Raw genomic sequence first — 11987 nt, forward strand, 5'->3', positions numbered from 1 at the left:
TCACCGCGGGCAGACACCCGGCCAGCGTCGCGATCGCGTTGACCGCTCCCATCAGCGCGACGGCCACCCCGGCCTGACCGGCCAGCCGGCGCACCGATGGCCCGCCGGCAGCGCTGTCTCGCAGCGCGAGGATCGTGGGCAGCAACACCCACGGCGCCAGCATGATGGGCAGCGTCTCCGACGAGATCGATCCGATCGTGGTCAGCACCCGTGGTGAGAGCGCGAACGCCGCCGCGCCAACCGCGCGCGACGTCGGGCTGCCGATGCCCAGCGCCTCGGCGACGCGCAGCAATCCCCAGAAGCCGACGGTCAATAGCAGTGCCCACCACAGCCGTTGGGTGATCCAGCCCGGCAGTCCGAGGAGATGGCCGGCCAAGAAGAACGTGCCGTGCGGGAACAGGTAGCCGTAGGCCTGATTCTGCGCCTGCCCGAACGGCAGCTCGCTGTTCCACAAGTTGGTCGCCCGGGCCAGAAAGCGCAGCGGGTTGGCGGTGAGGTCGAGCTTGGTGTCAGGGGAGATCTGTCCCGGCGACGCAGCGATGCTCAGCGTGAGCGCAACCGTCGCGACCAACCACAACCAGCGTCGCGACAGCGGCGGCACCTCGACGGGCCCCGGCTCGGCCCGCATCGTCCGTCCCTCGCTGCCCGGCTCCTCAGCGGGCCGTTCCCCGGCCCGCATCGTCGCCGGGCGGCGGTTAACTGCGGTTGCCGTACTCGACCCGATTGAGCACCGACGACTGCGGATCGCCTCCGGGAAGCGGCGGCTTGGTGTCCTGTTGCACCATCAACGTGATCCCGAAGATCGCGGCTGCGCCCAGCAGCAGACCGACCACAACGCTGGCGGCGGCGGGCGCAACGAACCGGTTCATCGGGCAGCTCCTTGGACGTGCGGGCTGGCGTGCTTAGTGGCCCAACCTAGCAGAAGACAAGGTCGCGGCCGGTGGACCGTTCGCCGGGCACCGACGAGGCGGGGTGGCGGTGCCGCGGATCAGTCCCATGACAGCATGGGCGAATGGCTTTCCCGCGCATCCTGGCTGTGCTCGCCGCTGTTCTGGCGCTGGTGGTCGCGTGCGGCCACACCCCCGAGCGACCCAAGTCGGCACCGGCGACGTCGTCCGCGGGCAAGCCCATTCCCGCGGCCCGACCCGCGTGTGGGGATCCGGCGGCGATTTTGGCGGCAATGTCGACCCCCGACAAGCTGGCTCAGCTGCTGATGGTGGGGGTGCGCAACGGCGACGATGCCAAAGCCGTAGTGGCAGACCATCACGTCGGCGGCATCTTCATCGGTAGCTGGACTGACCTGTCAATGCTGACAAACGGCACGGTGAAGAATCTGTCCGCAACCACGGCGCTGCCGGTGGCGATCAGCGTCGACGAGGAGGGCGGCCGAGTAGCGCGGCTGTCGTCGCTGATCGGGCCGGCGCCCTCGGCACGGGTGCTGGCCAAGACGCACACCGCCGAGGAGGTCTACGGCATCGCGCTGGACCGCGGCCACCGGATGCGTGGCCTGGGCATCACGATCGACTTCGCTCCGGTGGTCGATGTCTCCGACGCTCCCGATGACACCGTGATCGGCGACCGGTCGTTCAGCTCGGATCCGGCCGTAGTCACCCAGTACGCCGGCGCATATGCCCGAGGTTTGCGTGACGCCGGGCTGCTGCCGGTGCTCAAGCATTTCCCCGGCCATGGGCACGGCTCTGGCGACTCGCACACCGGCGGGGTCACCACGCCGCCGCTCGACCAATTGCAGAACGACGATCTGGTGCCGTACCGGACGCTGGTGTCCGCCGCCCCGGTCGGCGTGATGGTCGGTCACCTTCAGGTGCCCGGCCTGACCGGCGATCAGCCGGCCAGCCTCAGCCGCGCCGCCGTGCAGTTGTTGCGCACCGGCACCGGGTATAAAGCCCCGGCCTTCGACGGCCCGGTGTTCAGCGACGACCTATCCAGCATGGCCGCGATCAACGAGCGCTTCAGCGTTCCCGACGCGGTCTTGCGCAGCCTGCAGGCGGGTACCGACATCGCGCTGTGGGTTACTACCGACGAGGTGCCCGCCGTGCTGGATCGGCTGGAGAAGGCATTGGCCGCAGGGGAGTTGACGATGCCTGCGGTCGATGCCTCCGTACTGCGGGTCGCGAAGGTGAAGGGGCCGAAGCCAGACTGCGGGCCATAATCGCGGCGGCGGCCATATCCATTGCTTACGCTGAAGTCAGGCCCGCAGGCATGCGGAGGTTGGCTAGAAGGGGACGGCATGGCAGGTGGTACCAAGCGGTTACCCCGTGCTGTGCGCGAACAGCAGATGCTGGATGCTGCTGTTCAGATGTTCTCCGTCAACGGATACCACGAGACGTCGATGGACGTGATCGCGGCCAAGGCGGAGATTTCCAAGCCGATGCTCTATTTGTACTACGGCTCCAAGGAGGAGCTGTTCGGCGCTTGCCTTGATCGCGAGTTGACGCGATTCATCGACGGCGTACGTGACGAGATCAATCTCGAGCAGAGCCCGAAAGATTTGTTGCGCAACACCATCGTGGCGTTCATGCGCTACATCGACGCCAACCGCGCCTCGTGGATCGTGATGTACACCCAGGCCACCAATTCGCAGGCGTTCGCCCACACCTTGCGTGAGGGACGCGAACGGATCATCGCCCTGGTCGCCCGGCTGCTGCAGGCGGGCACCCGAAATCCCGAACCAGACGCCGACTTCGAGATGATGGCGGTGGCGCTGGTGGGGGCCGGCGAGGCGGTGGCGACCCGGCTCAGCACCGGCGATACCGACGTCGACGAGGCGGCCGAGCTGATGATCAACCTGTTCTGGCGCGGACTCAAGGGCGTGCCGACCGATCGAGACGTGGCAGAGCCTGCCGCTGAATCCGGCTAGTCGCGGATACGCCGATCCACGCCGTGAACCGCCGCAACGTCGACTTCCTGTGCGCGGTTGTCATTGTCGGGCTGCTGGCCGGGGTTGCCGGGTTGTCGACGACGCTTCTGTTGCATGCACTTGAGCATCTCACCTACCACTACACTTTCGGATCGTTGTTAGAGGGGGTGACCGGTAGCAGCCCCGTCCGTCGAGCCCTCGGGCCGGTGGTCGGCGGAGCGCTTGCCGGGCTGGGCTGGTGGCTACTGCGGTCGAGAACCGATGTTCCGTCACTGTCGGCGGCCGTTTCGAGCCGAGAGCGTATTCAGCTGTTGCCCTTCGTTGTCGACGCGGTCCTGCAGGTGTTGGTGGTCGGCTCTGGTGCCTCGCTGGGCCGGGAAGTGGCCCCTCGCCAAATCGCGGTGGCCTTCGGGGATTTCGCGATGGGATGGCTGAAACGACTGTCGGCACGAGATCGCGAGATCCTGCTGGCGTGTGCGGCGGGCGCCGGGCTCGGCGCGGTGTACGCGGTGCCGCTCGGTGGTGCGCTGTTCGCAACGCGGATCATGTTGAAAACCTGGCATCCCCGAGCGGTAGGTGCCGCGTTGATCACCTCGAGCCTGGCTGTCGCGGTTGCCTCGTTCGTCACCCATGATCAGCCCGACCTGCACTGGCCCAACCCGGACGTGTCCTATCGGCTGATCGGTTACGCGCTGGCGTTGGCCCCGCTGACCCTTGCCTGGGGACTTGCGTTCAACCGCCTGATGGCGGGGGCACGTAAGGCCGCGCTGACTCGATCTTGGCTGCTGATTCCGGCGATCGCGGGCGCGGGGTTACTGATTGGTGTCTGCTCGCGCTGGTGGCCCGAACTGCCCGGCAACGGCAAATCGATCCTGAGCGCAACCCTCGCCGGCGGGATGACCCTGCAGACGGCGGCGGCAGTCCTCGTTCTGAAACCCCTTCTGACGGCGGTGTTTCTGCGTGCCGGCGCGAGGGGTGGGATGCTCAACCCCGCGCTGGCCACCGGCGCGGCAGCCGGGACGCTGTTGGTGTTGATCATCAACACCGCGACAGGAAATCACTTCCACGTTCCGGCAATCTCGTTGGCTGGTGCAGCCGGCGTGCTGGCAGTCACGCAACGCGCGCCGTTTTGGGCCGCGATCTTCGTCTGGGAGCTTGCCCGGCCTCCGCTGTGGCTGTTGCTGGTTTTTCTGGTTGCCGCCCTGGGCGCGCACGGTTTGCGGTTGCTCGTCGAGCGTGGCCGCGGGTTAGTGCGCCCGTAACGTGCCGGTCAGGTGCGGGTATCCCTTGGCGATATTGCGCAGGCTGAGGTCCCAGCCGTCCTGGACCTGATCGACGTAGAGTCCGGCACTGGCGGGCAGCACCACGGGTTTGCCGAACCGCACCGAATATGTCACAGCATCGGGGAGCCCTGCCTCTAAATTCGCCAATACTGCTGCGGCGCTGAACATTCCGTGTGCGATGACGCTCGGAAAGCCGAACAACTTGGCCCCGATCGGGTTGGTGTGGATCGGGTTGTGATCACCGCCGATGGCGGCGTATCGGCGAATCTGGCCCGGCGTTATCCGCAGGATTGCTTTCGGCGGGGGCGGCTTGGGTTGTTTCTGCGGCGGTGGCTTGGGTTCGCCGGACAGGCTGGTGCGCTGTTGATGCAGGAAGGTCGTCACCTGGTGCCATGCCACCTCGTTGCCGACGCTGACATCGGTCACCAGGTCCACCAGCAGGCCCTTGCGGTGTTCACGCAGGTTCTCGGCGTGCACGGCGATATTGACCGTATCGGTCACCTTGATCGGCCGGTGTTGGGTGATGTGGTTTTCGGTATGGACGGATCCCATTGCGGCGAACGGGAAGTCGAACCCGGTTACCAGTGACATCACCGTCGGGAAGGTCAACGCGAACGGGTAGGTCAATGGCACGGTATCGCCGTAGCGCAGTCCGGTGACTGCCGCGTAGTCGGCCACGTTCCCGCGATCGATGGGTACGTCGTTGACGGTCAGCGTCCTGCTGGGCAGGTGGTCACTGCGCGGCACGAACGGCAACGCGCCGGCCGCCGCGCGCAGCAGGTTTTTCAGGCCGCTTGGTTGTGTCACTTTAGTCACGGGCGCCGCTCCTCCTCATCGCTTCGTCTCCCTCGCCGCTGCGCGGCTGGGTGGTGCCCCACTGCATCGTCGCCGAACTGATTCGATGGTTCGGCTCCTTCTCGGATCGTTCCGATCCGCATCGTCGCCGAACTAGGCGCCGAGCATAGCCTGGCCGCAGACACGAATGACGTTGCCCGTCACCGCGTTTGATGCCGGGCTGGCGAAGTAGGCGATGGTCTCGGCGACGTCCACCGGTTGACCGCCCTGATACAGCGAATTCAATCGACGGCCTACTTCGCGGGTGGCCAGCGGGATGGCCGCGGTCATCTGGGTTTCGATGAATCCCGGCGCGACGGCGTTGATCGTGATGCCCTTCTCGGCGAGCCCGGGCGCCAGTGCCTGGGTCAGCCCGATCATGCCCGCCTTGGTGGTGGCGTAGTTGGTCTGCCCGCGGTTGCCGGCGATGCCGGCCATTGACGACAGCCCGATCACCCGACCACCGTCGCCGATGCTGCCGTTGCCGACCAGTCCCTCGGTAAGTCGTTGTGGTGCGAGCAGGTTGACCGCAAGAACCGCGTTCCAACGTGCGTCATCCATGTTGGCCAGCAGCTTGTCGCGGGTGATACCGGCGTTGTTGACCAAGATGTCGGCCCGGCCGTTGTAGTGGTCGCGCAGATGCTCGGTGATGCGGTCGACGGCGTCGTCCGCGGTGACGTCGAGGGTCAGGGCCGTCCCACCGATGCGGCTGGCGGTCTCGGCCAGGGCCTCGGCTGCGGCCTCCACGTCGATGACAACGACTCGGGCCCCGTCACGGGCGAAGACTTCGGCGATCGTCGCACCGATACCCCGTGCGGCACCGGTCACGATGCCCACCTTGCCGTCCAGCGGCCGGTCCCAGTCGGCCGGCGGAGTCGAGTCGGCCGCGCCCACGTAGAACACCTGGCCGTCCACGTACGCCGATTTGGCCGAAAGGATGAACCGCAGGGTGGATTCCGCGCCGGTAGCGGCTGGTTTGGCGTCAGGCGACAGATAGACCAGCGCAACCGTGGCACCCCGGCGCACCTCCTTGCCCAGCGAGCGGGTGAAGCCTTCCAGCGCGCGCTGCGCGATGCGCGCGCCCACGCTTCCGGCCTGGTCGGGAGTCGTTCCGACGACGACGATGCGGCCCGAGGGGCCGACGTTGCGCAACAGTGGAGTGAAGAAGTCGTGCAGCGCCGTCAACCCGGCCGGCGTGGTGATATCGGTGGCGTCGAAAACCAGCCCGCCGAACGAATCGGCCCAGCGGCCGCCCAGATTGGCGCCCACCACGTCGTAATCCTTGTCCAGCGCCGCACGCAGCGGCTCGACAACCCGGCCTTCGCCGCCGATTAGCAGCGACCCGGCCAGCGGCGGGTCACCGACCCGGTAACGCCGCAGTTTTTCGGGCTGTGGAACGCCCAGTTGCTTGGCGAGAAACGAGCCGGGCCCGGAGTTGACGACTTGGGAGAATAGATCAGGTGAAACCTTCGGGGCCACTGAGTTGCCTTCCATATCGAGCGTGTGCGACTACCGTATCGATTACCGAACTTACTCCAGAGTAAGAACAGTAGGTAGTATCACCCCTAACCGTGGATAACCCCCAACTGACGGAGATAAGCGTGACTTCTGCAAGTTCCCCGGCGAAGACCCACTCCATGCGCCGCGTCGCCGTGCTCGGTGGCAATCGGATCCCGTTCGCGCGCTCGGACCGCGCCTACGCCGAAGCGTCCAACCAGGACATGTTCACCGCCGCTCTGGGTGGGCTGGTCGACCGGTTCGGGCTTGCCGGCGAGCGTTTGGGCGCGGTGATCGGCGGCGCGGTGCTCAAGCACAGCCGCGACTTCAACCTGATGCGCGAATGCGTGCTCGGCTCCGCGCTGTCGTCCTACACCCCGGCGTTCGACCTGCAGCAGGCCTGCGGGACCGGCCTGCAGGCGGCGATTGCCGCGGCTGACGGCATCGCCTCCGGCCGCTACGAGGTCGCTGCCGCCGGCGGGGTCGACACCACCTCAGATGCGCCGATTGGCTTGGGCGACAACCTGCGTCGCACGTTACTGGAGCTGCGCCGATCAAAGTCCAACGTCCAGCGGCTGAAGCTGGTCGGCAAGCTTCCGGCCAGCCTCGGGGTGGAGATTCCGGTGAACAGCGAGCCGCGCACCGGGCTGTCGATGGGTGAGCACGCCGCCATCACCGCCAAGCAGATGGGGATCAAGCGCGTCGACCAGGACGAGCTGGCCGCAGCCAGCCACCGCAACATGGCGGCGGCCTACGACCGCGGCTTCTTCGACGACCTGGTGACGCCGTTCCTCGGTCTCTACCGGGACGACAACCTACGGCCGGATTCGTCGGCGGAGAAGCTGGCCAAGCTCAAGCCGGTGTTCGGGGCGAAGGCCGGCGACGCCACCATGACGGCCGGCAACTCGACGCCGCTGACTGACGGCGCTTCGGTAGCGTTGCTGGCCAGCGAGGATTGGGCCGCCGAGCACTCGCGGACGCCGTTGGCTTACTTCGTCGACGCCGAGACGGCGTCGGTGGATTACGTCACCGGCGCCGATGGCCTGCTGATGGCGCCGACGTACGCGGTGCCACGCCTGCTGGCGCGCAATGGGCTCAGCCTGCAGGACTTCGACTTCTACGAGATCCACGAGGCGTTCGCCTCGGTGGTGCTGGCCCATCTGCAGGCCTGGGAGTCCGAAGAGTATTGCAAGGAACGGCTCGGCTTGGACGCCGCTCTGGGGGCCATCGACCGGTCCAAACTCAACGTCAATGGGTCGTCGCTGGCCGCCGGCCACCCGTTCGCCGCCACCGGCGGCCGGATTCTCGCGCAGCTGGCGAAGCAGCTCTCCGAGGCCAAGGCGAAGCAGGGGCCGACAGGCAAACCGTTGCGGGGGCTGATCTCAATCTGTGCCGCCGGCGGCCAGGGCGTTGCCGCCATTCTGGAAGCCTGATCCAACCATTCGGACGCTTGATCCGGATATTGCCCAGGTTTGGCTCCGCTTCGTTTAGTAACGAGACGCCTCGGGTAGCCGATGGCCCGGATAGCTCCGTGTTGTCGTCCGACCCCCCGACCCGATGGCAGCGCGGGGCATCCTTGAGCCGGGGCCGCCGACGGAATGAGGGGATCCGCGGCGGCCCCTCCTCTTGGGCCCATAGCAAAATCCCCCGTTCCCAAACGGGGAACGGGGGATTTGCTGTCAGATAAGGCGATCAGAAGGCAGCTTCGTCGAGCTCCATGATGTCGTTGTCGATCGTCTCCAGCACCTGGCGGGTGCTGGTCATCAACGGCAGGAAGCTCTTGGCGAAGAACGACGCGACGGCGATCTTACCTTCGTAGAAGGCCCGGTCGGCATCGCTGACACCGGCGTCGAGCGCCTCCAGCGCCACCGCGGCCTGACGCTGCAGCAGCCAGCCGATCACCAGGTCCCCGACGCTCATCAGGAAACGCACCGAACCCAGTCCTACCTTGTAGATGCTGGAAATGTCTTCCTGCGCGGCCATCAAGTAGCCGGTCAGCGTCGCTGCCATCGCCTGCACATCGGCCAGGGCAGTGGCCAGCAGCGCGCGCTCGGTCTTCAGCCGGCCGTTGCCGGACTCGCTCTTGACGAATTCCTCGATCTGCCCCGACACGTGGGCCAGCGCCACACCCTTGTCGCGGACGATCTTCCGGAAGAAGAAGTCCTGCGCCTGGATGGCCGTGGTGCCCTCGTAGAGCGAGTCGATCTTGGCGTCGCGGATGTACTGCTCGATCGGGTAATCCTGCAAAAAGCCCGACCCTCCGAAGGTCTGCAGGCTCTCGGTGAGCTTGGCGTAGGCCTGCTCGGAGCCGACACCCTTGACGATCGGCAACATCAGGTCGTTGACCTTGACCGCCAAATCGGCGTCCACATCGTGCACGGCCTTGGCCACCGCCGGGTCCTGGTAGGTCGCGGTGTACGTGTACAGCGCACGCAGACCCTCGGCGTAGGACTTCTGGGTCATCAGGCTGCGACGGACGTCCGGGTGGTGGGTGATGGTCACCCGCGGCGCGGTCTTGTCGGTCATCTGGGTCAGGTCGGCACCCTGAACGCGGTTCTTCGCGTAGTCCAGGGCGTTGAGGTAGCCGGTGGACAGCGTGGCGATTGCCTTGGTGCCCACCATCATGCGGGCCTGCTCGATCACCTCGAACATCTGCGCAATACCGTTGTGCACCTCGCCGACCAGCCAACCCTTGGCGGGGACGCCATGCTGACCGAAGGTCAGCTCGCAGGTCGCCGAGGCCTTCAGGCCCATCTTGTGCTCGACGTTGGTGACGAAGACGCCGTTGCGCTCGCCCGGCTCGCCGGTCTCGAAGTCGAACAACACCTTGGGCACGAAGAACAACGACAGGCCCTTGGTGCCCGGTCCGGCGCCCTCGGGGCGGGCCAACACCAGGTGGAAGATGTTCTCGAACAGGTCATCGGAGTCGGCGGAGGTGATGAACCGCTTCACGCCGTCGATGTGCCATGAGCCGTCGTCTTGCTTGACCGCCTTGGTCCGGCCGGCACCGACGTCCGAGCCGGCGTCCGGCTCGGTGAGCACCATCGTCGAACCCCAGCCACGCTCGGCGGCAATCTCGGCCCACTTCTGCTGCTCTTCGGTGCCCAGGTGGTGGAGGATCTGGGCGAACCCAGCGCCGCCGGCGTACATCCACACCGCCGGGTTGGCGCCCAGCAAGTGCTCGTGCAGCGCCCACAGCAGCGCCTTGGGCATCGGCATGCCGCCCAACGCCTCGTCCAGGCCGACCTTGTCCCAACCGGCTTCGATGACCGCGCGCACCGACTCTTTGAAGCTTTCGGGCAGCGCCACGGAGTGGGTTTCCGGGTCGAAGACCGGGGGATTGCGGTCCGCGTCGACAAAGGATTCGGCGACTGGGCCTTCGGCCAGCCGGCTCATCTCCGTCAGCATCTCGCGGGCGGTGTCGGTGTCCAGGTCGCTGAACGCGCCTTCGCCGAATGACTTGTCAACGCCGAAGACCTCAAACAGGTTGAATACCTGGTCGCGCACGTTGCTCTTGTAGTGGCTCACTGGTTCCTCCTCGATGAGAACGCCACTTGTGGTTGGGTACTAGGGCTAAGTTACCCACCAGTAACACCGTAAAACTATACCCATCGATAACTGGACGCAACCGACTGTGAGCTAAATTTCATTGCCTAATTAACCAACTAGTTGGGTTCCCGCTGATCGCGACGGTGGCATACCGGTTTACCTGCGGTGATGATGGATGGGTGGCAATTGTGTCGACGGTCACCGCGCTGCCCGAAGTGGACCTGCGCCACCCCGCTGGCCAACTGAAGGAACGCCTGCGCGAGGTGGCCCACGAAGTCGGCTTCTTCTATCTGGTCGGCCATGGGGTACCCGCGGCGCTGACCCGCCGGGTGCTGGCAGCGGCGCGGCGATTGTTCGCGTTGCCGCAGGCCGAGAAGGACGCTGTCGCGATGGTGCGCAGTCCGCATTTCCGCGGCTATACCCGGCTGGGTGGCGAGCTGACCGGCGGCGAGGTGGACTGGCGCGAGCAGATCGACATCGGACCGGAGCGCGAGCCCGCTGATCGCTCTGCCGGCCCGGGCAATCCTGATTACCTGTGGCTGCAGGGTCCCAACCAGTGGCCGGCCGGGTTGCCGGAGCTGCCAGCGATCGTCGCCGAGTGGGACGCGGCGCTTGGCGCGGTGGCCCGCAGCTTGTTGCGGCATTGGGCGGCGTCGCTGGGCAGTCCGCCCGACGTTTTCGAGGCCGCCTTCGCCGCGACGCCGGCCACCCTGATCAAGATCGTGCGTTACCCGGCGACGACGGCCGGTTCGCAGGGCGTGGGTGCGCATCGCGACGCGGGGGTGCTCACGCTGCTGCTCGCGGAGCCGGGCAGCCAGGGATTGCAGGTGCGGCCGGGCCGGAACGGCGGCGACTGGATCGACGTCCCGGCCCGCGACGGGGCATTCATCGTCAATATCGGTGAGCTGCTGGAGTTGGCGACCGGCGGCTACCTCCGGGCGACCGAGCACCGGGTGAATCTGCGTCACGCGGCGGATCGGATCTCGGTGCCCTACTTCTTCAACCCGCGATTGGACGCGCAGATCCCGACCTTGTCGCTGCCCCCGGAGCTGGCGGCCCGGGCGAGCCTGCGCGCGGACCCGGCCGACCCCATCTTCTCGGTTTACGGCCGCAACGCGTGGAAGAGCCGGTTACGGGCCCACCCCGACGTCGCTGCCGCGCACGGCTACGCATCGGGCGAGTAGGGTCAGCAATACCAAATCCTCCTTGATGCGAACGAGGCCCCGGTGAATCCGCCTGACAAGCTGACCCCGTCGTCACTGCGCGAGGCCTTCGGTCATTTCCCGTCCGGCGTAATCGCCATCGCGGCCGAGGTCGACGGGGTCCGCGAAGGGCTGGCCGCCAGCACGTTTGTCCCGGTGTCGTTGGAGCCGCCATTGGTGTCGTTCTGCGTGCAGAACACCTCGACGACCTGGCCAAAACTCAAAAGGGTGCGCGCGCTGGGTATCAGCGTTCTGGGCGAGGCGCACGACGAAGCCGCGCGCAGCTTGGCCGCCAAAACCGGTGATCGATTCGCCGGTTTGGAGACGGTGTCCAACGGCAGTGGTGCAATTTTTATCAAGGGCACCAGCGTCTGGTTGGAAAGCGCGATCGAGCAACTCATTCCGGCCGGAGACCACACGATCGTGGTCCTGCGGGTCAGCGATGTTCAGGTCGACGCGGACGTTGCGCCGATCGTGTTCCACCGCAGCGTTTTTCGTCGCCTGGACGTCTAGGGACGCTTGCCGAGTTCGTCGCGGTACGCCTGCACGCGACGCTCGAGTTCCACGGCGTCCTGTTTGCGCCCCTCCTTGCGTGCGAGTTGAGCGCGCACCGACAGTTCGCGGATCGCCGTTCGAATGTCATTGATGCTGGCGGGTTGTCCTTTAGTCATAGCCACCGCCTTTCGGGTCGTACGCGGCTAGGCGTTGGATACCCGGATCAGCGGTGGCCTAACACCGATGCCT

12 protein-coding genes are annotated in these 11987 nt (G+C 66.3%); 6 read left to right on the forward strand and 6 right to left on the reverse strand.

All coding sequences use genetic code 11. The annotated features are described in order from the left end of the window. Positions 1-601, reverse strand: a 601-nt coding sequence (locus VNW74_RS23335; protein WP_325681273.1) for an alpha-(1->3)-arabinofuranosyltransferase domain-containing protein, incomplete at its 3' end; no start/stop codon positions are given. Between the two features lie 94 nt (positions 602-695). Beyond that, positions 696-869, reverse strand: coding sequence for a DUF2613 domain-containing protein (locus VNW74_RS23340; protein WP_067342410.1), 174 nt, complete (start codon positions 867-869; stop codon positions 696-698). A 143-nt stretch (positions 870-1012) separates the two neighbouring features. On the opposite strand from VNW74_RS23340, the gene VNW74_RS23345 reads away from it, so the two are divergent. The 3 genes from VNW74_RS23345 to VNW74_RS23355 all read left to right on the forward strand — a co-directional run bounded on the left by VNW74_RS23345 (position 1013) and on the right by VNW74_RS23355 (position 4140). Continuing rightward, a complete protein-coding gene (locus tag VNW74_RS23345) occupies positions 1013-2170 on the forward strand; it encodes a glycoside hydrolase family 3 N-terminal domain-containing protein (protein WP_325681219.1) in 1158 nt (385 codons plus the stop codon). 78 nt (positions 2171-2248) lie between these two features. Further along, positions 2249-2878 (forward strand): TetR/AcrR family transcriptional regulator, encoded by a 630-nt coding sequence (locus tag VNW74_RS23350; protein ID WP_325681221.1) that lies wholly within the window; start codon positions 2249-2251, stop codon positions 2876-2878. A 23-nt stretch (positions 2879-2901) separates the two neighbouring features. Beyond that, entirely contained in the window at positions 2902-4140 is a 1239-nt protein-coding gene (locus VNW74_RS23355; RefSeq protein WP_325681223.1) for a chloride channel protein, read from the forward strand. On the opposite strand, the gene VNW74_RS23360 is transcribed toward VNW74_RS23355, so the two are convergent. Both VNW74_RS23360 and VNW74_RS23365 read right to left on the reverse strand, forming a co-directional pair. Continuing rightward, positions 4126-4968 (reverse strand): MaoC/PaaZ C-terminal domain-containing protein, encoded by an 843-nt coding sequence (locus VNW74_RS23360; protein ID WP_325681274.1) that lies wholly within the window; start codon positions 4966-4968, stop codon positions 4126-4128. The two genes, VNW74_RS23355 and VNW74_RS23360, sit on opposite strands and share 15 nt — an antisense overlap. Before the next feature lie 141 nt (positions 4969-5109). Next, positions 5110-6474, reverse strand: a complete 1365-nt coding sequence (locus tag VNW74_RS23365; RefSeq protein ID WP_325681225.1) for a 3-oxoacyl-ACP reductase — start codon at positions 6472-6474, stop codon at positions 5110-5112. A gap of 122 nt (positions 6475-6596) precedes the next feature. On the opposite strand from VNW74_RS23365, the gene VNW74_RS23370 reads away from it, so the two are divergent. Continuing rightward, positions 6597-7925, forward strand: coding sequence for an acetyl-CoA C-acetyltransferase (locus VNW74_RS23370; protein ID WP_325681227.1), 1329 nt, complete (start codon positions 6597-6599; stop codon positions 7923-7925). 259 nt (positions 7926-8184) lie between these two features. Here the strand turns inward: VNW74_RS23370 and VNW74_RS23375 are convergent, their stop codons facing one another. Beyond that, entirely contained in the window at positions 8185-10020 is a 1836-nt protein-coding gene (locus VNW74_RS23375) for an acyl-CoA dehydrogenase (protein WP_325681229.1), read from the reverse strand. A gap of 209 nt (positions 10021-10229) precedes the next feature. On the opposite strand from VNW74_RS23375, the gene VNW74_RS23380 reads away from it, so the two are divergent. Then, complete coding sequence (locus VNW74_RS23380) at positions 10230-11225, forward strand: isopenicillin N synthase family dioxygenase (protein ID WP_325681276.1); 996 nt, start codon at positions 10230-10232, stop codon at positions 11223-11225. A 42-nt stretch (positions 11226-11267) separates the two neighbouring features. Beyond that, positions 11268-11756, forward strand: coding sequence for a flavin reductase family protein (locus VNW74_RS23385; RefSeq protein WP_325681231.1), 489 nt, complete (start codon positions 11268-11270; stop codon positions 11754-11756). Here the strand turns inward: VNW74_RS23385 and VNW74_RS23390 are convergent. Next, positions 11753-11914, reverse strand: coding sequence for a hypothetical protein (locus tag VNW74_RS23390; protein ID WP_325681233.1), 162 nt, complete (start codon positions 11912-11914; stop codon positions 11753-11755). The two genes, VNW74_RS23385 and VNW74_RS23390, sit on opposite strands and share 4 nt — an antisense overlap. Positions 11915-11987: the final 73 nt, after the last annotated feature.

Origin of the sequence: Mycobacterium sp. (assembly GCF_035570115.1) — a bacterium.
In the GTDB taxonomy this organism is placed as follows: domain Bacteria; phylum Actinomycetota; class Actinomycetes; order Mycobacteriales; family Mycobacteriaceae; genus Mycobacterium.

What these genes read in the sequence shown, in the direction of transcription:
- VNW74_RS23390 (WP_325681233.1), bottom strand. Translation starts at nt 11,914, where the DNA reads ATGACTAAAGGACAACCCGCCAGCATCAATGACATTCGAACGGCGATC.
- VNW74_RS23350 (WP_325681221.1), top strand. Translation starts at nt 2,249, where the DNA reads ATGGCAGGTGGTACCAAGCGGTTACCCCGTGCTGTGCGCGAACAGCAG.
- VNW74_RS23340 (WP_067342410.1), bottom strand. Translation starts at nt 869, where the DNA reads ATGAACCGGTTCGTTGCGCCCGCCGCCGCCAGCGTTGTGGTCGGTCTG.
- VNW74_RS23345 (WP_325681219.1), top strand. Translation starts at nt 1,013, where the DNA reads ATGGCTTTCCCGCGCATCCTGGCTGTGCTCGCCGCTGTTCTGGCGCTG.